17 protein-coding genes, 1 tRNA gene and 1 pseudogene are annotated in these 19,078 nt (G+C 72.9%); 4 read left to right on the top strand and 15 right to left on the bottom strand.

Translation table 11 applies throughout. The features are described 5' to 3' along the window. Window positions 1-69: 69 nt before the first annotated feature. The gene (locus tag AC1DYZ_RS19720) at window positions 70-996 is read left to right on the top strand and encodes a metallophosphoesterase (protein WP_477066793.1); all 927 of its coding nucleotides are present in this window, start codon (window positions 70-72) and stop codon (window positions 994-996) included. Window positions 997-1,044: 48 nt separating this feature from the next. Continuing rightward, window positions 1,045-1,118 (top strand) — tRNA-Pro (locus AC1DYZ_RS19715). A gap of 57 nt (window positions 1,119-1,175) precedes the next feature. Here the strand turns inward: AC1DYZ_RS19715 and AC1DYZ_RS19710 are convergent. The 11 genes from AC1DYZ_RS19710 to AC1DYZ_RS19660 all read right to left on the bottom strand — a co-directional run bounded on the left by AC1DYZ_RS19710 (window position 1,176) and on the right by AC1DYZ_RS19660 (window position 13,923). Then, entirely contained in the window at window positions 1,176-2,036 is an 861-nt protein-coding gene (locus AC1DYZ_RS19710) for a DUF4097 family beta strand repeat-containing protein (protein WP_477066792.1), read from the bottom strand. Further along, window positions 2,033-2,692: a response regulator gene (locus tag AC1DYZ_RS19705; protein ID WP_477066791.1), complete on the bottom strand. Its 660-nt coding sequence runs from the start codon at window positions 2,690-2,692 to the stop codon at window positions 2,033-2,035. The genes AC1DYZ_RS19710 and AC1DYZ_RS19705 overlap by 4 nt, the downstream gene beginning before the upstream one ends. Then, window positions 2,680-4,014, bottom strand: a complete 1,335-nt coding sequence (locus AC1DYZ_RS19700; protein WP_477066790.1) for a sensor histidine kinase — start codon at window positions 4,012-4,014, stop codon at window positions 2,680-2,682. The genes AC1DYZ_RS19705 and AC1DYZ_RS19700 overlap by 13 nt, the downstream gene beginning before the upstream one ends. 128 nt (window positions 4,015-4,142) lie before the next feature. After that, entirely contained in the window at window positions 4,143-7,439 is a 3,297-nt protein-coding gene (locus AC1DYZ_RS19695) for a glycoside hydrolase family 48 protein (RefSeq protein ID WP_477066789.1), read from the bottom strand. A 243-nt stretch (window positions 7,440-7,682) separates the two neighbouring features. Then, window positions 7,683-8,447 (bottom strand): ABC transporter permease, encoded by a 765-nt coding sequence (locus AC1DYZ_RS19690; RefSeq protein ID WP_477066788.1) that lies wholly within the window; start codon window positions 8,445-8,447, stop codon window positions 7,683-7,685. A gap of 2 nt (window positions 8,448-8,449) precedes the next feature. Next, complete coding sequence (locus tag AC1DYZ_RS19685; RefSeq protein ID WP_477066787.1) at window positions 8,450-9,346, bottom strand: ABC transporter ATP-binding protein; 897 nt, start codon at window positions 9,344-9,346, stop codon at window positions 8,450-8,452. Window positions 9,347-9,415: 69 nt separating this feature from the next. Next, window positions 9,416-10,156, bottom strand: a complete 741-nt coding sequence (locus AC1DYZ_RS19680; protein ID WP_477066786.1) for a hypothetical protein — start codon at window positions 10,154-10,156, stop codon at window positions 9,416-9,418. Beyond that, the gene (locus AC1DYZ_RS19675) at window positions 10,153-11,052 is read right to left on the bottom strand and encodes an ATP-binding cassette domain-containing protein (protein WP_477066785.1); all 900 of its coding nucleotides are present in this window, start codon (window positions 11,050-11,052) and stop codon (window positions 10,153-10,155) included. Before AC1DYZ_RS19675 ends, AC1DYZ_RS19680 begins: the two co-directional genes overlap by 4 nt. Beyond that, window positions 11,049-11,405 carry a GntR family transcriptional regulator gene (locus AC1DYZ_RS19670; protein ID WP_477066784.1) on the bottom strand — a complete coding sequence of 119 codons (357 nt, stop codon included), beginning with the start codon at window positions 11,403-11,405 and terminating at the stop codon, window positions 11,049-11,051. Before AC1DYZ_RS19670 ends, AC1DYZ_RS19675 begins: the two co-directional genes overlap by 4 nt. 189 nt (window positions 11,406-11,594) lie before the next feature. Continuing rightward, the gene (locus tag AC1DYZ_RS19665) at window positions 11,595-12,644 is read right to left on the bottom strand and encodes an aspartate-semialdehyde dehydrogenase (protein ID WP_477066783.1); all 1,050 of its coding nucleotides are present in this window, start codon (window positions 12,642-12,644) and stop codon (window positions 11,595-11,597) included. A gap of 4 nt (window positions 12,645-12,648) precedes the next feature. Next, on the bottom strand, window positions 12,649-13,923 hold the full coding sequence (locus AC1DYZ_RS19660; RefSeq protein ID WP_477066782.1) for an aspartate kinase: 1,275 nt from the start codon (window positions 13,921-13,923) through the stop codon (window positions 12,649-12,651). 198 nt (window positions 13,924-14,121) lie between these two features. On the opposite strand from AC1DYZ_RS19660, the gene AC1DYZ_RS19655 reads away from it, so the two are divergent. Continuing rightward, window positions 14,122-15,105, top strand: a complete 984-nt coding sequence (locus AC1DYZ_RS19655; protein ID WP_477066781.1) for an ABC transporter ATP-binding protein — start codon at window positions 14,122-14,124, stop codon at window positions 15,103-15,105. Further along, window positions 15,102-16,232 (top strand): ABC transporter permease, encoded by a 1,131-nt coding sequence (locus AC1DYZ_RS19650; protein WP_477066780.1) that lies wholly within the window; start codon window positions 15,102-15,104, stop codon window positions 16,230-16,232. Before AC1DYZ_RS19655 ends, AC1DYZ_RS19650 begins: the two co-directional genes overlap by 4 nt. A gap of 121 nt (window positions 16,233-16,353) precedes the next feature. On the opposite strand, the gene AC1DYZ_RS19645 is transcribed toward AC1DYZ_RS19650, so the two are convergent. The 4 genes and pseudogenes from AC1DYZ_RS19645 to AC1DYZ_RS19630 all read right to left on the bottom strand — a co-directional run. Then, a complete protein-coding gene (locus AC1DYZ_RS19645) occupies window positions 16,354-16,920 on the bottom strand; it encodes a DUF5063 domain-containing protein (RefSeq protein WP_477066779.1) in 567 nt (188 codons plus the stop codon). Window positions 16,921-16,930: 10 nt separating this feature from the next. Continuing rightward, on the bottom strand, window positions 16,931-17,530 hold the full coding sequence (gene recR, locus AC1DYZ_RS19640) for a recombination mediator RecR (RefSeq protein ID WP_477050089.1): 600 nt from the start codon (window positions 17,528-17,530) through the stop codon (window positions 16,931-16,933). Window positions 17,531-17,540: 10 nt separating this feature from the next. Beyond that, window positions 17,541-18,002: a VOC family protein gene (locus tag AC1DYZ_RS19635; RefSeq protein ID WP_477066778.1), complete on the bottom strand. Its 462-nt coding sequence runs from the start codon at window positions 18,000-18,002 to the stop codon at window positions 17,541-17,543. Between the two features lie 96 nt (window positions 18,003-18,098). Next, a pseudogene (locus AC1DYZ_RS19630) lies at window positions 18,099-19,078 on the bottom strand (DNA polymerase III subunit gamma and tau); the annotation flags it as partial.

Here is a 19,078-nt window from a genome sequence, read left to right as displayed (position 1 = left end):
GTCCAGCGACAGCATCCGCTCGACGTGCTCGACCGAGGCGAACTCCGTGGAGAACGTGCCGCCCACCCGCTGCGTCGGCGAGTCCGGCGTGCGCAGGCCGGTGCGGGCGCGCTCGCGTACGCCTCGCTGATCGAGGTGCGCTGGTACACGCTGCGCGAGGTCACGGTGCCGGTGCTCCCGGCCGGCCAGGACCCGCTGCGGATCCTGCACCTCTCCGACCTGCACCTGACGCCCGGGCAGCGCAAGAAGGTCGACTGGGTGCGCGACCTGGCGTCGCTGGACCCGCACCTCGTGATCGACACGGGTGACAACTGGGCGCACCTGGACGCCATGCCGGCGCTGCTGGAGGCGCTCGAGCCGCACCTGGCCGTCCCCGGGGCGTTCGTGCTCGGCTCCAACGACTACATCGCACCGAGCCCGAAGAACCCGGCGCGCTACCTCCTGCCCGACGCCCGCCGCCAGCACCAGGAGTCGCCGCCTGAGCTGCCCTGGCGCGAGCTCACGTCGCGGTTCCGGTCCGCCGGCTGGATCGACCTCACCAACCGCCGGGACGTCGTCAAGGTCGACGGGCGGGTGATCTCGCTCGTCGGCACGGACGACGCGCACCTCGATCGTGACCGGTTCCCGGACGCGGAGGGCGACGACGACGCCGGCACGGGCTCGACGCCGGTGGACCTCCATCTGGGCGTCACGCACGCGCCGTACCGCCGGGTGCTGGACGCCATGCACGCCGACGACGTCGACCTGGCGATCGCCGGGCACACGCACGGCGGGCAGCTGGCCCTGCCGTTCTGGGGCGCGCTGGTGACCAACTGCGACCTCGACACCCGCCGCGCCAAGGGCCTGCACGGCTGGCCGGGACCGCGCCCGGACCAGCCCGGCGGCGCGGGGTCGACGTGGATGCACGTGTCCGCGGGCCTCGGGACGTCGCCGTACGCGCCGGTGCGGTTCGCGTGCCGGCCGGAAGCGACGCTGATCACTCTGGTCGGCGCCTGATCCAGTTTCGTCGCACGGGTACTCGTCGGCTATCCTTACCAGGCTCCACGGGGTGTGGCGCAGCTTGGTAGCGCGCTTCGTTCGGGACGAAGAGGTCGTGGGTTCGAATCCCGCCACCCCGACAGACGAGAAAGGCCCCTGATCAGCAGATCTGCTGATCAGGGGCCTTTCTCGTGGGTTCAGCCGCGCGGTCGCAGGTACGCCGCGTCGCCGTCGCTGGTGCGGATCCGGACGTGCACCGACGACGTGGGATCGACCGGTCCCTCCACGATCTGCCGGCCGTCCGAGGCGGAGATGTCGAGCGCGACGGGCTCCCCCGTGCCGAACACGGTGACGTCGCCGTCGCTGGCGTGGGTGTCGACGTTCCCCCGCACGCCGGAGACCTCGATGGGTCCGTCGCTCGAACGGGCGTCGACGAATCCGGAGACGTCGCCGATGGTGACGGCGCCGTCGGCCGAGCTCACGACCACGTTCCCGCGGATGTTGCTGAGGTCGGTGTCGCCGTCGCTGGTCCGCAGGGTCACGTCGCCGTCGATGTCCGACACCTGCGAGGTGCCGTCGCTGACGTGCACGTCGAGCGGGCCGCGGAGCGCCGTCGCGGTGACGGATCCGTCGCTGGCGCGCACGATCACGGACGTCCCGTCGGGCACGGTGACGTCCAGCGACGCCGAGCAGAAGCCGGGACGCCACCAGGTGCAGCGGTACTGCACCCGCAGGTGGTCGCCGACCGTCGAGGCCGAGTAGTGCGCCGTGGTCAGGGCTGTCCGGGCGGTCCGCTCGACCTCGACCCGGTCACCCCCGGTGGTCACAGAGACGTGGCCGTCGGCGATGAGCTCCACGACGGGCGTCGCGGCGTACGACGCGGTGTGCGAGACGGTCGTGGCGTCGTCGGACCCGAGGACGAGCAGGTTGACGGCGCTGTACCCGGCGGAGAGGAGCAGGACGGCGCCGATGATCGCGCCGGTCCAGGTCAGCGCGCGGGCGGCCGGCGTGCGGGCGGGCGGCGGGGTGGTCGGCGGGCGCTCCAGGGTCGTGGTCATGAGTGGTCTCCTTCGTGCTCCAGCCAGCGCAGGACGGCGAGCACACGGCGGTGGTCGTCGGCGGCCTGCGGGAGGTCGAGCTTGGTGAGGATGGACGTCACGTGCTTCTCGACGGCCGGCAGGCCGACGACGAGGCGGTCGGCGATGGCCGCGTTGGAGCGGCCCTCCGCCATGAGGCCGAGCACGTCCCGCTCGCGCGGGGTGAGGGTCTCGAGGCCCGAGCGGCGTGCCCGGGCGAGGATCTGGGCGACGACCTCGGGGTCGATGACCGTGCCGCCGCCGGCCACGCGGGCCAGGGCGTCGAGGAAGTCGTCCACGTCAGCCACGCGGTCCTTGAGCACGTACCCGAGGCCGCGGACGTCGCCGGCGAAGAGCTCGCGGGCGTACCGCTGCTCCACGTACTGCGACAGGACCAGGACCGGCAGCCGGGGGTGCAGGCTGCGCAGGTGGACGGCCGCCCGCAGGCCCTCGTCGGTGTGCGACGGGGGCATCCGGACGTCGGTGACCAGCACGTCGGGCAGCTGGTCGTCGGGCCCGAGAGCCGCGACGACGTCGTCGGCGGTGGTGTAGCCGGTGACCTCGTGCCCCTCCGCGACGAGCAGCCTGGTCAGGCCGTCGAGCAGCAGGACCGAGTCCTCGGCGATCACGATGCGCACGGCACCTCCACGGTGAGTCGAGTGCCGGCTCCGGCCGGGCTGTCCAGGTCGAAGGTGCCGTCGAGGGCGGCGACGCGGCTGCGCAGGCCGTCGAGCCCGCTGCCGGGCGTCGGATGCGCTCCCCCGCGGCCGTCGTCGGCGATGACGAGCCGGAGGGTGTCGTCGGCGGTCACTGTCACCACCACCTGGTGCGCGTCGGCGTGCTTGGCCGCGTTGGTGAGCGCCTCGGCGACGACGAAGTAGGCGGCGGCCTGTGCCGACGTGCTCGCGCGGGTGAGCGACGGCGGGTTCGGGATGTCGACGCGGACCGGCACCGGGCTGCGCGCGGCCAGCGCCGAGAGCGCGGCATCGAGGCCGCGGTCGGTGAGGACGGCCGGGTGGATGCCGCGGACCAGGTCCCGCAGCTCTGCCAGGGTCTCCTTGACCTCGCGGTGCGCGTGCTCCAGGGCGGCGGCGGCCTCCGGGTCGCTGGAGACCTTGCGCTTGGCGGCGCCCAGCTCGACGCCGAGGGCGACCAGTCGTTGCTGCGCGCCGTCGTGCAGGTCGCGCTCGATCCGGCGGCGCTCGTCGTCGGCGGCACCGACCGCGGCCGTGCGCGTCTCGCGCAGCTGGACGGCCCGACCCTCGGCCTGCACCGCGCGGGCCTGCGCCTGCCGGGCCGCCTCGACGGCCTCGGCCCGCGGCGACGCCCCGAGCAGGGACCGGGCGCAGCGCACGATCGCGAGCGAGCCGGCCTGCGTGGCCAGGGCCGCGAGCCACGCGCACGCGAGCGCCGCCGGGACCATGAGCACCAGCGGGATCGGGGGGTGGCGCAGGCCGCTCGCCGCGGCGATCACCGGGTAGGCCAGACCGCCGAGCGCGAACCCGCCCGCGACCGTCACCAGGACGCTCTGCAGCGTGAGGAGCAGGCCGGCGACCACCACGTAGGCCGCGTGCGCCCAGGTGCGGCTGTCGGACAGGACGGCCCACCACGAGGCCCACGTGCCCTCGCGCCGCGGGTAGGTGGGCGTCGAGATCTCCACCGCCAGCTGCGCGTGCAGCCGGGCCCGCTCGAGCCGGGCGAACGGGCGGCACGCCCAGAGCGTGGCGACCAGCATCGGGATGCCGACGAACAGGACGACCAGGGAGAGGGACAGCGACAGGGCCACCGTCAGACCGATCGCGGCGACGAGGATGACGAAGGAGCCGACGACGATCTGCGAGATCCCGCGCCAGGTGGCGACGGACACGGGCGCCGCGGCCAGGGCGCGCAGGTCCGTGAACGCGGGGGCGACGACGCGCAGGTCGTCGGACACGCTGCTCGGGGGCGTCGGGGAGCTCATGACAGTGACGCTAGGGGTCCGGGGCTCGTGCCAGACAGCCTGACCACCCACGAGGGCGGGGTGGGGTTGCCCCTACCCCGCACGAACGGGCCGGCCCTCATGCGGAGGACCGGCCCGTTCGTCGAGCGTCAGCCGACTGTGCAGGCCGCGCCGTTCAGCGTGAACGCCGTCGGGTTGGTGTTGGTCCCGGTGTGGGAGCCGTTGAACCCGATGTCGGTGCTCTGACCGGCCCCGAGGGTGCCGTTCCACGCCGCGTTCTTCGCCGTGACCGCCGTGCCGGTCTGGGACCAGTCGGCGCTCCAGCCCTGCGTGACCTTCTGCCCGTTGGCGAACGAGAACCCGAGGGTCCAGGCGTTCAGCGCCGTCGAGCCGGTGTTGGTCACCTTGACGGAGGCCGTGAAGCCCGTGTTCCAGCTGCTCGCGGTGTAGGTCACCTTGCAGGAGCTGGTGGTGGACGGGGACTTCGTGGTCACCGAGAGGGCCGACGACGCCGCGGAGATGTTCCCCGCGACATCGCGAGCCCGGACCGTGTACTGGTACGCCGTCGCCGCCGTGAGGCCGCTGTCGGTGTACGACGCGGTGGTCGGCGAGCCGACCTTCGTCGTACCCCGGTAGACGTCGTACCCGGCCAGGCCCGAGCCGCCCGTGTCCGTGGACGCGGTCCACGTGAGGGCGACGCTGGTCTCCGTGACGGTCGTCGCGACGAGGCCCGCGGGCACCGACGGGGCGATCGTGTCAGTGGTCGTCGCCGGCAGCGTGGTCACCGAGAGCGCCGACGACGCGGCCGAGACGTTGCCTGCGACATCCCGGGCCCGGACGGTGTAGGAGTACGCCGTCGCCGCCGTGAGGCCGGTGTCGGAGTACGACGTCGTCGTCGTGGATCCGACCTTCGTCGTGCCGCGGTAGACGTCGTACCCGGCGAAGCCGGAGCCACCCGAGTTGTCGGTCGACGCCGCCCAGGCCAGCGTGAGGCTGTTCTGGGTGACCGCGCTCGCGGCGAGGCCCGTGGGGACGCTCGGCGCGGTCGTGTCGGTCGGCGCGGCCTTCGTGGTGACGGACAGGGCCGACGACGAGGCCGACACGTTGCCGGCGACGTCGCGAGCCCGGACCGTGTACGAGTACGCCGTCGAGGCCGTCAGACCGGTCTCGGTGAACGACGTGGTGGTCGAGGAGCCGACCTTCGTCGTGCCGCGGTAGACGTCGTACCCGGCGACGCCGGAGCCGCCCGCGTTGTCCGTCGAGGCCGTCCACGAGATCGTGGCCGACGTGGCGGTGGTGGTGCCGGCGAGCAGGCCCGCCGGCACGCTCGGGGCGACCGTGTCGGCGGGCGCGGTCCCCGGGAACAGGCGGTCGTAGTCCGCCATGGCGCCGGCGATGGCCGTCTGGGCCCAGAACCGGTGGAAGCTGAACGTCGGCGCGGCGCCGCCGTCCAGGTACGCCTGGACCTTGGACCACTGCGGGTCCTGCTTGTACCAGGAGCGGATGTCGAGGAAGCTCACGCCCGGCTTGATGGCGTCGCCGTTGGGCATCGTGCCGGTCCAGCCGGCCGGGATGTAGACGCCGTTGCCGCCCGGGACGTACGGGTCGTCGAACCGCGCGAAGTCCGTGCGGGTCTCCGGCGCCGAGACGCCCAGCGGGTCCTGGTTCGAGGCCCAGATGGCGTCGAGGAGCGACTTCACCTTGGCCTGGATGGCGGTGTTGCCCGACTTGGCCGCGTAGAAGAGCAGCGTGCGGGACAGGTCCCCGGCGACGCCGACGTCCTGGCCGGTGCTCTTGATGGCGACCTTGAGGCCGGTGTTGGCGCCCGGGTTGGCCGAGTTCCAGGTATCCGGCTTGCCGGTCCACGTCAGCTCCGACGGGATCGACCAGGTGGTGCCGCTGACCGTGAGGTTGGCCGCGGCCCACGGGGCCCACTTGTCGAGGATGGCCTTGGCCTGCGGGTTGCCCGACGCGTAATACAGCTCCGCGACGCGCTGCATGCCCCACGCCTGCATGCCGAACCACTGGTTCGACGGCGGGTCGTTGTAGACCGGGGCCTCCGTGTACGCCATGCCGTAGAACGTCGGCGTCCCGGCCGGGGGCGTCGCGTACGCGCCGTCCCAGCTGTTGGTGGCGCCACCCGCGATGCCGCCCTCGGGCGACTGCAGCCACTTGTAGAACTCGAGCTGCCGCGTGAGCGACGTGCCCCAGTCCGTCTTGGCCGTCGGCGACTTCGGCGTCAGCGCCGCGTCCGTCGACAGCACCCACGCCGCGAGCGGGTTCTGGTACCCGAAGTGCGCGTGCGACGACCCGATGCGCCAGGCCCAGCCGGCCGACGTGTCGTTGGCGCCGCCCCAGGCGTAGTACCAGGACAGCAGGTAGTGCTCGCTGCTCTTGCCGGACCCCGCGGGGCACGACGGCGAGGTGCAGCCGATGGTCTTGAAGTACTTGTCGAACAGCGCGTACCGCAGGTAGTCGCCCATCTTCGCGGCCTTGGCCACCGTGCCGGCGACGTCCGCCTGCTTGCCCTGCGCGGTCGCCCACTGGTTGGCCCAGTAGACGGCCTCGATGGCGCGCGCGTCGGCGTCGGGGGCGTCGGTGTACTTCCACTGCTTGGCGTACGACGAGTCCTTGGTGAACAGGTCGAGGTAGCCGTTGGTGCCGCCGTACTTGAACTCCTCGCACGACGGCTGCGGGACGGTCTCCCAGACCGACTCCTGCGGGCCGCGCTGGAAGGTGTTGATGTAGGAGGAGCCGGTCGCCGTCGGGCCGAGCTCGCAACCCGCGCCGGGCGTGGCGCCGAACCCGTACTTGTTGTCGACGTCAGCCAGCCAGTGCATCCCGTAGACGTCCGACGTGCCGTACGTCGACTTCAGCTCGGCCGCGATCGGGTCCTGGCCGGAGGTGACGCCGCTGTTGAGCTGCGACGGGTACTGGTTCGGGTTGTTGAACTCCGACGCGTACGTCGCAGGGCTGGCCGGGTTGTAGAACGAGTTCGTCGGCTGGTCCGCGCTCGTCGGGATCATGTACTTCTCGAGCGTGTCCCACGCATGGTTCAGCGGCGCCCAGTCCTGCGTCACCTGCCCGTAGAGGGCCTCGAGCCACAGCCAGTAAGAGTAGGCCTCGGACGTGGTCTCGTGGCCGTAGTCGGGGGCCTCCACGATGAGGGTCTCGACGGAGTGGTAGGGGATGCCCTGCGCGCTGAAGTAGCCGTTCGCGGGGTCCTTGATCTTGGTGTACATGGTGAGGAACCGCTGGGTGTACTCGCCGTCCGGGACCGCGGCGGCGAGCGGCGCGGCCGCGGGGACGGTGACCGTGGTGGGCAGCGCGGCTGCCGCCCCGGTCGCGGCCATGGCGGGCTGGATCCCGCAGATGGCCAGGAGCGACGCTGCGCTGAGGGTGGCCGTGGCCACCCAGGCAGTTCGCCGTCGGGTCGATGAGGACATCATTCGTACCTTTCTGGCTGTCGGGCACGCCCCCGCGACGCCGCGGGCACGACCCGGCGCCCCGCACGCGGGCGCGCGGGAGCGGTGACGGAGGTGCACGAAGGAACTGACCGCCGGTGCCGGGGCTGTCCGCTTCGGTGCGGACCTCCGGGCAGGCGACGATCGGGTCGGCGCCCACTGTCCGGCCGCGCACAGCCAGCGTCCAGACTCCTAAACGATTCGATGGGAGCGCGACCACCCGGGTCACGACCACCGGAACAGGCGCGACGCGAGCGGGATGCCGACGAGCGACCACACCGCCATGACGAGCAGCGCCTGCGTCGGGAACGGCTGCCCGAACCACGCGGCGGCGAGCGCCTCGCTGCCCGCGCCGAGCGGCGTAAAGCCCGCGATGGTCTGCAGCGTCGGCGGCATCAGCGGCAGGGGAAGCCAGACGCCGGCGAAGAACAGGGACGCGAAGTACGCGCCCATGCCCCAACCCGTCGCGGCAGCCGCCGTCGGCGCCCGGGCGGCGATCACGGCACCCACCGCGAACGCCGACAGCACCGTGAGGACCAGGGCGAGCACGAGGACGAGCGGCTCGGCCGGCGCAGCGACGCCGACGAGGGCGGCGCCGAGCACGTACATGAGGACCGCCGCGACCAGCAGCGCCGCGAGGTTCGTCAGCACCTGGGCGACCAGCACCCGCGACGGCGGGACCGGCGTCGTCGACAGCCGCTTGAGCACGCCGCGCGCGCGGTAGGTCGCGACCGCCGTCGGGAAGGTGGACAGCGCGACGGTGGCGACGGCCAGCGCGAGGACGGTCGGGGTGTAGCCGGTGATGCCGTTGACCTGCGACAGGACGGGATCGGTGACGTCGAACGGCTGGTCGGCCCACGGCATCACGAGGCCGAGCACCGTGAGCAGGACGGCCGGGAAGAGGATCGCGAAGGAGGCCGCCGACGGGTCCCGCACGTAGAGACGGGACTCGGCGACCGTGAGAGGCGTGAGGGCGTGCGTGTGCGACATGATCAGACCTCCAGAGGGCTCGTGAGTGCGACGAAGGCGTCCTCGAGCGAGCTCTGCTCGAGGCGCAGGTGCTCCGGCCGGATGCCGTGCCTGTCGAGCGCGACGAGCACGTCCTGCACGACGTTGTCGCGACCCCGGACCTCGAGCTCACCGTCGCGCTCGGTCGTGGTGCCGAGGCCCTCGAGCAGGCCGGGCGGCACCGGGGCCGACGGCCGGAAGCGCAGCACCTGCTCGACCGTCGCCCGCGCCACGAGCTCCGCGGGTGTGCCGGTGGCCACCACCCGGCCCGCGTCGATGAGCGCGATCCGGTCGCAGAGCCGCTCCGCCTCCTCCATCAGGTGCGTGACCAGCACGATCGTGACCCCGCGCGCCCGGATGCGCTCGACCACCTCCCAGGTGTCGCGGCGCGCGTGCGGGTCCAGACCCGTGGTGAGCTCGTCGAGGATTGCGACCTGCGGGTTGCCGACGAGGGCGAGCGCGACCGACAGCCGCTGCTTCTGGCCGCCCGACAGCTGCTCGAAGCGGGTGCCGGCCCGGTCCGTGAGGCCGAGCTCGTCGAGGAGCGCGGTCGGGTCCGCGGGGTCCGGGTAGAACGACGCGTACAGGTCGAGCGCCTCGCGGACGGTGATCCTCGGCTGGAGCTGGCTCTCCTGGAGCTGCAGGCCGACCACCTCGCGTAGTCGCGCCCGATCACCCACCGGGTCGAGGCCGAGCACGCGGACCGTGCCCGCGTCGGGCCTGCGCAGGCCGCCGATGATCTCGACCGTCGTCGTCTTGCCGGCGCCGTTGCGGCCCAGCACGCCGAAGATCTCGCCGCGGTGGACCTCGAGGCTGACGTCGTCGACCGCGACCGTGTCGCCGTAGCGCTTGTGCAGGTGCTCGACCTGGATGACGGACATGGTGGGCTCCTTGAGGGTGTGAGGTGCCGCGGGAGCGGCGCGTGGCCGGTCCCGTCTCGAGGCGTCGGATCAGGAGGTGCGGCTGGGCACGGGCGCTCCGCGCGTCAGGCGGTCGAACGCGAACGCCATCGCGGCGCCGATCAGGACACTGCCCGTCACGGCCACGACGACCGGTTGCCCGCCGCCGAGCCACCCGGCCGTGGCGAACGGGCCCGTGTTCTGTGAGAACAGCGCCGAGACCACGAAGATCGGGCCGGCCGTCAGGGGCAGCGCGAGCGTCGCCCACCAACCGCCCAGGCGCTGGTAGGTGAGGCAGACCAGCAGCCCCGACACGTAGGCGACGACGAAGGTGAAGCAGCTGGCGACGAAGAACTCCGGGACCTCGGCCCCGGACCACACGACGTCGTCCACGACGTTCCACTCCCAGCCCAGCGCGCCGAACACGGCGCGCTCGATCACGAGCAGCACGGCGAACACCACGCCGTTGACCAGCCCGGTCACCACCGCCGCGACGAGGGCCCCGAGCGAGAGGACTCGCCGCGTCAGCCCGCTGGCCACGTGCACGGGCAGGTAGGCGGCCGTGACGCCGATGAACATCGAGAAGGGGAGCCAGATCGCGGCCTGCCGGCTGAACGCGACGACGCTGGTGCTCGCCGCACCGACCTGGTCGATGATGACGATCACCAGCGTCAGGACCACGATGGCGATCCCCCAGAAGCACGCGGCGATGAAGAGGTGGACGGTCAGCATCCACTCCGCCGTCGCGCGCACGGTGCGTCGGGTCGGCACGGGTGTCGTGGCGATGCTCATCGGGTCACCTCGGTGTTCGTCCGCGCGGCCGGTCGTTCGGTCAGGTGCACGAACAGGTCCTGCAGCGCGACCGGGCCGAGGTCCAGCCCGGCTGCCCGCGCGCGCTCCCGGTCGTCGGGCTGGGCGCCCACCAGGGTCGCCTGCGCGGTGCGGCCCAGCTGCTGCCTGGCGACGACCTCCCGGCCCGCGACGAAGGCCGCGACCGACTCGGCCGGCCCGGTGACCGTGAACCCGCTGGAGCGCAGCGTGTCCGCGTCGGCGACGGTGAGCACCGTCCCGCGGTCGAGGACGACCACGTCCTCGAGCAGCCGCTCGATCTCGCCGATCAGGTGGCTGGACAGCACGATCGTGCGCGGGTGCTCCAGCCAGTCGGCCAGCAGGGCGTCGTAGAACGCGTACCGGGACGGCGCATCCATGCCGAGGTGGACCTCGTCGAGCATCGTCAGGGGTGCGCGGGTCGCGATGCCGAGGACTACGCCGAAGGCCGATCGCTTGCCGCGCGAGAGCCGGCGGGGCTGAGTCTTCGGGTCGAGCTCGAAGGTGTCGAAGAGCCGGTCCGCGAGGTCCCGGTCGAAGAGCGGTCGACGGTTCGCGACGAAGTCCAGGGTCTCGCGCAGCGGTCGGTCGAGCAGCACGTCGCCGCTCTCCCGGACCAGGCACGTCCCGGCCAGCACCCGCTCGTTCTCCCACGGGTCCTCGCCATCGACCAGCACCGTCCCGCGGCTCGGGCGCCGGAAGGCGGCGACGACCGACAGTGCGGTCGTCTTTCCCGAGCCGTTGCGACCCAGCAGGCCGGTGATCACGCCCGGGCGGATGCCGAACGACACCGCATCGAGCGCGGTCGTCCTGTCGTAGCGGACGGTGAGGTCGCGGACCTCGACGCCGAAGCCGCTCATCGCGGTCCCTCCTGGAGTCTGCGGATGATCTCGTCGACGCCGATGCCCAGGATGCGCGCCTGCTCGAGCACCGGATCGACCACATCGGCGAAGAAGCTCTGTCGGCGCTCGGCCAGCAGCTTCTCCTGGGCGCCCGCGGCCACGAACATGCCGATGCCGCGGCGCTTGTAGAGCACGCCCTCGTCAACCAGCTCCGTGAACGCCTTCGCGGCGGTCGCGGGGTTGATGCGGAACGTCGTCGCGTACTGCGTGGTGGACATGACCTGCTCCTCCGCCCGGAGAGCCCCCGACATCACGTCGGCGCGGATCTGGTCCGCGATCTGCACGTAGAGGGGGTCACGCCCGTCGAACACCGCGCGCCTCCGTTCTATGGTTCATTACATGACCAACTAACCACACAACCCGGCGGGCCGACAACCCCCGGACGTCCGCAGATCCGGTCGCCGGGCCGCGCGAATCTGCGGACGTTGGGGGCAGACACAACAACGTCCGAGCCGATGGAGGTCAGGGCCTCCATCTGCTCGGACGTTGCGGGTGGTGCGTCAGACGGTGGTGAGGCGCTGGGCGGCGACCAGCTCGGCGATCTGGACGGCGTTGAGTGCGGCGCCCTTGCGGAGGTTGTCGTTGCTGATGAACAGCGCGAGCCCGCGACCGCCCTCGACGCCCTCGTCCTGGCGGAGGCGGCCGACGAACGACGGGTCCTGGCCGGCGGCCTGCAGCGGCGTCGGGACGTCGGTCAGCTGGACCCCCGGCGCGTCTGCCAGCAGCTCGGCCGCGCGCTCCGGCGTGATGGCACGCTCGAATTCCGCGTTGATCGACAGCGAGTGGCCGGTGAACACCGGCACGCGGACGCAGGTGCCGGACACCAGCAGGCCGGGGATGTCGAGGATCTTGCGGGACTCGTGGCGGAGCTTCTGCTCCTCGTCGGTCTCGTTCAGCCCGTCGTCGACGATCGAACCGGCCAGCGGGATGACGTCGAACGCGATCGGCCTGACGTACTTCACCGGCGCGGGCAGCGTGACGGCGGACCCGTCGTGCACCAGCGCGAGGGTGTCCTGCTCGACGGCGGCGCGGATCTGGCTGTCGAGCTCGTCGGCACCCGCGAGACCCGAGCCGGAGACGGCCTGGTAGGTGGAGACGACCAGGCGCTTCAGGCCGGCCTCGTCGTGCAGCACCTTGAGCACCGGCATCGCGGCCATCGTGGTGCAGTTCGGGTTGGCGATGATGCCCTTCACGGCGTCGGCCAGGGCGCCGGGGTTCACCTCGGAAACGACGAGCGGGACCTCGGGGTCGCGGCGCCACGCCGACGAGTTGTCGATGACGAGCGCACCCGCGGCGGCGAACCGGGGCGCGTGCACCTTGGATGCCGCGCCGCCCGCGGAGAACAGGGMGACGTCGATGCMGGACAGGTCGTCGGTCTCGACGTCCTCGACCACGACGTCAGTGCCTTTCCACGGCAGCGTCGTGCCGGCGGAGCGCGCCGAGGCGAAGTAGCGGATCGAGGCGACGGGGAAGTCGCGCTCCTCGAGCAGGCGACGCATGACGCCGCCGACCTGGCCGGTCGCGCCGACCACCGCGATGTTCAGTCCCATGGCCCTACCGTCCCGTCCCGCCGTACACGACGGCCTCGTCTTCCGTGGAGTCCAGGTCGAACGCCGTGTGCACCGCGCGGACCGCGTCGTCGAGCGAGTCGGCGCGGGTGACCACGGAGATGCGGATCTCCGACGTCGAGATCATCTCGATGTTGATGCCGGCGTCCGACAGCGCGGCGAAGAACCGCGCCGAGACCCCGGGGTGCGACTTCATGCCCGCGCCGATGAGCGAGAGCTTGCCGATGGTGTCGTCGTACTGCAGCGACTGGAAGCCGATGTCCGGCTGGTGCTCCGTCAGGGCCGCCGTGCCGGCCGCGCCGTCCGTGGCGGGCAGCGTGAACGAGATGTCCGTCAGGCCCGTGGCGGCGACCGACACGTTCTGCACGATCATGTCGATGTTCACACCGGCCCCCGCGACGACCTCGAAGATCCGCGCGGCCTTGCCGGGCACGTCGGGGACGCCGACGACCGTGATCTTGGCCTCGCTGCGGTCGTGCGCGACGCCGGCGATGATCGGCTGCTCCACGGTCTCTCCCTCGTCTGCAGGCTGGTCGGTCACCAGCGTGCCCTTGTGTGTGCTGAACGACGAACGCACGTGGATCGGTACCCCGTAGCGGCGCGCGTACTCGACGCAGCGCGGCACGAGCACCTTGGCGCCGCTCGCGGCGAGCTCGAGCATCTCGTCGTAGGCGACCCGGTCGAGCTTGCGAGCACCGGGCACGATGCGCGGGTCCGCGGTGAACACGCCGTCGACGTCGGTGTAGATCTCGCAGACGTCGGCCTTGAGCGCCGCGGCGAGCGCGACCGCCGTGGTGTCCGAGCCGCCCCGGCCCAGCGTCGTCACGTCGTTGGTCGACGGGTTGACGCCCTGGAACCCGGCGACGATGGCGACCGACCCCTGCGCGAGCGTCTGCCGGATGCGGCTGGGCGTGACGTCGATGATCCGCGCCTTGCCGTAGGCCTCGTCGGTGATCACCCCGGCCTGCTGCCCGGTGAAGGACTTGGCGTCGACGCCGAGGTTGTGGATCGCCATGGCCAGCAGCGCCATCGAGATGCGCTCGCCGGCGGTCAGCAGGATGTCCATCTCGCGCTGCGGCGGCAGCGGCGTCACCTGCTGGGCCAGGTCGATGAGCTCGTCCGTCGTGTCGCCCATCGCGCTGACGACGACCACGACGTCGTGGCCGGCGCGCTTGGCCTCGGCCACCCGCTTCGCGACGCGCTTGATGCTGCTGGCGTCGGCGACGGAGGAACCGCCGTACTTCTGCACGATCAGGGCCACGGGACAGCTCTTTCGCGGGCTCGGGACGGGACCGGGCGAGTGTACGTGCGTGCCCACCAGGTGGGCAGCGAGTTTCAGATGCCGGATCCTCGGTGCTCAGGACCCGCGGCTGACCCGATCGGGTGCCTCCACAGCACCTGCACAGAGTTCCGCGGCAGACACGCACCGTCAGCCGCCCTCGGGTTCTAGGTTGTCGCCATGTCGAGCACCGTCGATGACGACACCGCAGCCGCCCCGCCCCCACCTCCCGCCCCCGCGCGCGACGGCATCGAGGTACGCGACCTGCACCGCGCCTTCGGGTCGGTCAAGGCACTCGACGGCGTCAGCCTGACCGCACGCGCCGGGGCCGTCACGGCCCTCGTCGGCCCCAACGGATCGGGCAAGACCACGCTGCTGCTCGTGCTCGCCGGCCTGCTCGTGCCGGACACCGGGTCGGTGACGGTCGCCGGGTTCGACCCCGTCACGCAGGGTCCCGCCGCCCGGGCGCGCACCGGGTGGATGCCCGACACGTTCGGCACCTGGGACTCGTTGACCGCCCGCGAGGTGCTGCTGACGTTCGCCGCGGCGTACCGGCTCGACGCGGCCACGGCGGCGCGACGAGCGACCGAGCTGCTGGCCACCGTCCACCTCGCCGAGTACGCCGACCGCCCGGCGAGCGTCCTGTCCCGCGGTCAGAAGCAGCGGCTCGGCCTGGCCCGCGCGCTCGTGCACGACCCGTCGGTGCTCCTGCTCGACGAGCCGGCCAGCGGCCTCGACCCCCGCTCCCGCGTCGACCTGCGGATCCTGCTGCGCAAGCTCGCCGACGAGGGCCGCACGATCCTCGTCTCCAGCCACGTGCTCTCGGAGCTGGACGAGATGGCCGACGACGCGGTGTTCCTGTCGAAGGGCCGCACGGTCGTCCCGGTCGTCGACGCGTCGCCGACGAGTACCTGGCACGTCCGCGCGCTCTCGCACGAGGCCCTCACCACCTGGCTGACCAACACGGGCGCAGCGTGGCGGCCCGACGACGCAGCGGTCTCGCCGACCGGCGCCGGCGGCGTGCTCCTCGAGGTCGACGGCGAGGAGGGCGCCGCACGCCTGGTCCGCGACGCCGTCGCAGCGGGGGTGCCGCTGGTGTCCCTCGTCCCGGCTGGCGGGGCGCTGGAACAGGCCTACCTGACCCTCGAGGAGGAGCGGCGATGACGCTGTCCGAGGTCGAGCTCGAGCACGAGCCGTCGACGACGCCACCGCGGTCCCCCCGGTCCGCGACGTGGGGGCTGACCTGGCACGGCGTCCGGACGGTCGCCGTCCTCGAGCTGCGGCAGCGCGTGCGCTCCACCCGGTGGGTCGTGGCGCTGATCGTGTGGTTCGTCGTCGTCGGCGGCATCACGCTGCTGACGTCCGGCGCGATCGCGACGATCTCGTCGCGCGACACGCCCGCCCCGGGGTGGTCGAGCGGGCCGCTGCTGTTCGGCGCCGTCACGTTCCTGGTCCTCGGACTCGGCCTCCTGGTCACACCGACACTGGCGTCCACCGGCATCAACGGGGACCGCAACGCCGGCACGCTCGCCACCCTGCAGGTCACGTTGCTGACCCCCGCGGAGATCGCGACCGGAAAGCTGCTCGCAGCGTGGGCCGCCGCGTGCGCCTTCCTCGTCGTGAGCCTGCCGTTCTTCGGGATCGCGCTCGCGCTGGGCGGGACCCCGGGGGCGTCGTTGCTGCGGGTGGTCGTCGTGGTCGCGGTCATCCTCGCGGCGGTGTGCGGGATCGGCCTCGGGTTCTCCGCGCTGACCACCCGCACCGCCGGGTCGACGGTCCTCACGTTCCTGTCGGTCGCCGGGCTCTGCCTGCTCACGCTCGTCCTCTTCGGCGTGACGTACCCGTCGATCTCCACGACCCAGCCGGTCGAGGTGAACACGGTGCCCGCCGACTGGGACGGCGAGGGGACCGTGGAGTGCACGGTCCAGACCCAGGAGCGGTCCGTCCCGCACACCGAGCGCACCTGGTGGCTGCTCGGCCTCAACCCGTTCGTCGTCGTCGCCGACGCGGCCGGGACGTCGGAGTACGACGCCCAGTCGGCCAACAGCAACGACCCGCTGGGCGCCATCCGCGACGGCGTCCGCGAGCTGCGCGCCGGGCCGCAGATCCCCCTGCAGGAGTGCTGGATCGACCCGCTGAGCGACAACGCTCCGCAGGACGTCTCCCACGCGCCCGTGTGGCCCTGGGGACTCGCCGTGATCGTCCTGCTGGGCGCCGGCGGGTTCGTCGTCGCGGTCCGCCGGCTCCGCATCCCGACGCGCACCCTGGCCCGGGGCACACGGGTCGCCTGACCGGCCCTCATGGCCGCGTGCTCCGCCTCCGCGACCGTGCCCACGCGTCGCCTGGCGACGTTACGGCTGCAGGGCGTCGTACTCCGCCTCAGCGACCGTTCCCGCGCGTCGCCTGGCGGGGTTACGGCTGCAGGGCGTCGTACTCGGCCTCGGCCGCGACGTCGTCCTCCACGTCGAGCCGCAGGTGCGCCAGCATCGTCTGCAGGGTGCGCAGCACGCTCGAGGCGCGCTCCCCCCAGTCGGACAGGTAGGAGAACTGCCACCACCACAGGGCCTCGAGCACCCCGCCGGTCTCGTAGTGCCGCAGGCCCTGGGCCAGCGCGCCGGCGATCGCGACAAGGTCGCCCGACACGCTCGCGGGCTGCACATCGACGCCGAGCAGCGGGTCGACCACCTCGGCGTACTCGTCGATGCCCTCGAACACGTTGGCCAGGTTGGCGCGCAGGGGCTCGACGTCCGGGTCGGGGCCGACGTCCGGCTCGAACCGCTCGGCCGGCACGACGTCGGTGGTCGCCCCGAGCCGCGCGCCGGCGGCGAGCACGTCGCTCACCGCGAGCAGGAGCAGTGGGAGGGACGCGTCCGGGTTGGCGCCGGCCGCCACCTCGGTGATGGTGGTCAGGTAGCTGCGGGCCTCGGTCGCGACGGCGTGCGCGATGTCGCGGAGGTCGGCGTCGGCCGATGTGCTCATCTGCATCCCCCTACGCGCTGATCCGTCGGCGGCCCTCGAAGGCCCGACCCAGCGTGACCTCGTCGGCGTACTCCAGGTCGCCGCCCACCGGGAGGCCGGACGCGAGCCGGCTGACCGTCAGGCCCATCGGCACGAGCAGCCGGGCCAGGTAGGTCGCCGTCGCCTCGCCCTCGACGTTCGGGTCCGTGGCCAGGATGACCTCGGTGACCGTGCCGTCGGCCAGGCGGGTCATGAGCGGCGCGATGCGCAGGTCGTCCGGGCCGACGCCCGCGATCGGGTTGATGGCCCCGCCGAGCACGTGGTACTTGCCGCGGAACTCGCGGGTGCGCTCGATGGCGACGACGTCCTTGGGCTCCTCGACCACGCAGATGGTCAGCGGCGAGCGGCGCGGGTCGCGGCAGATGCGGCACTGCGGCTCCTGCGCGACGTTGCCGCAGATCTCGCAGAACCGGACGCGCAGCTTCACCTCGGTGAGCGCGTCCGCGAGCCGCCGGACGTCCGCCGGGTCCGCCGACAGCACGTGGAACGCGATGCGCTGGGCGCTCTTGGGACCGACTCCGGGCAGACGCCCGAGCTCGTCGATCAGGTCCTGGACCGCGCCTTCGTACACGACCGCCAGCCTACGGGGTCGACGGCGCGGGGCCGCCGGACGCGGGGCCGTCAGCGGCCTGGTCGTCGGTGGCCACCAGCTCCACCTCGAAGCCCTGCCGGTCCTCCAGGTAGGCGGCGTAGTGGTCGGGTCCGCCGGCGAACGGGTGCCGATCCGCGAACAGCAGGGACCACCCGTGCTCCGGAGCCGCCGCGACGAGCGCGTCGAGCTTGGCACGCGTGCCCGCGTGGAACGCGACGTGGTTCACTCCGGGCCGCAGGCGGTCGTGGGGGGCCGACGCCACGTCCGGGCCTGCCTCGAGCACCACGTACGGCACGGCATCCTGCGCCGCCCAGCTCACGCCGACGGGCCAGCGGTCGCGGACGGCGTATCCGAGCTCGGTGAGCAACCACCCCCAGCTCGACTCCGCCGACGCGAGGTCGGCCACCCAGATCTCGAGGTGGTGCAGGCCGCCGCGCGCCGGGGCGGTCACGCGCGCTCCGCCTCGCTGGTGGAGGCCGTCGTTCGGCTGACGGTCACGACCGGCGCCTGTCGCGCCGACCCGCGAGGCGTACCGACCGCCCGGCGATCACGACGTGCCGTCGTCCAGCTGCTCGTCGATGACCGTCCCGCCGAGCATCTGCGCGACCAGTGGTGCGCCGATGAGGCTCGACGTGGTGATGTCCGGGTCGTCCGGCGACGGCTCGTCGGGCACGCCGGGGATCACGCGGGCCGCCGACTCGCGGGCTGCCGCCATCCCCCGCTCGCGCGCCGTCGTCGCACCCGGGGGCTCGGGCGCGAGGTCCTGCGGCGGCGGGGCGGCCTCGCCGGGCTCTCCGGGCTCGTCGTCGGGCGGCTCGGCGGCCGGGGGCTCGTCGTCCCACGACGCCGCGGCCTCGGCGGGCGTCACGGCGCGGGGGTTTCCGCGGTCGCCCGCGGTCGCGACGGGCGTCGGAGGCGACGGCGCCGCCGGTGGCGCGACCTGCTCGGCGAGGATGCCCTCGACCCGGACGTCGAACCCCAGCGTCTCCCGCACCGCCCGCGCGACGACGTCCGCGTGGGCGCCGTTGCGGAACGTGGTGGCCAGCGCCGGGTTGTCGAACGCGATCCGCAGCGTCGTCGCGTCGAGCTCGGCCACCTGCGCGTTGCGCGGGTCGATGAGCGCCCACGTCACGCGGCGCAGGCCCTTGACGGTCTCCAGCACCTCCGGCCAGCGCCGCCGGAGCACCTCGGTGTCGGGGCCGCCGGTGGAGCGGGCGGGAGCCGGAGCGGCCACGGGAGTGGGCTCCGGGGCCGGGGCGGGCTCGGGCGCGGCGGAGACAGGCTCGGGGGCAGGCTCGACGACGGGTTCGGACGCGGGTGGAGGGGTCGGCGCAGCCGCGCGGACGGGAGCGGGCTCAGCCACCGGCGCAGCCGGCGCAGGAGCGGTGTCTGCGGTCGGCGCGGCCACGGGGGCGGGCGCGGGTGCGGGTGCGGGTGCAGCGACCTGCGCGGGAGCAACCGCTGCAACAKGCGCGGGCGCGGCGGMGGGCGGGGCGTCGTGCGTCGGCACCCGCACGGCGGCACCGC

Source organism: Cellulomonas sp. P1_C4 (assembly GCF_056406355.1).
Note: the sequence above shows the minus strand (reverse complement) of the source record. Positions and strands in the feature narration are given on the sequence as shown.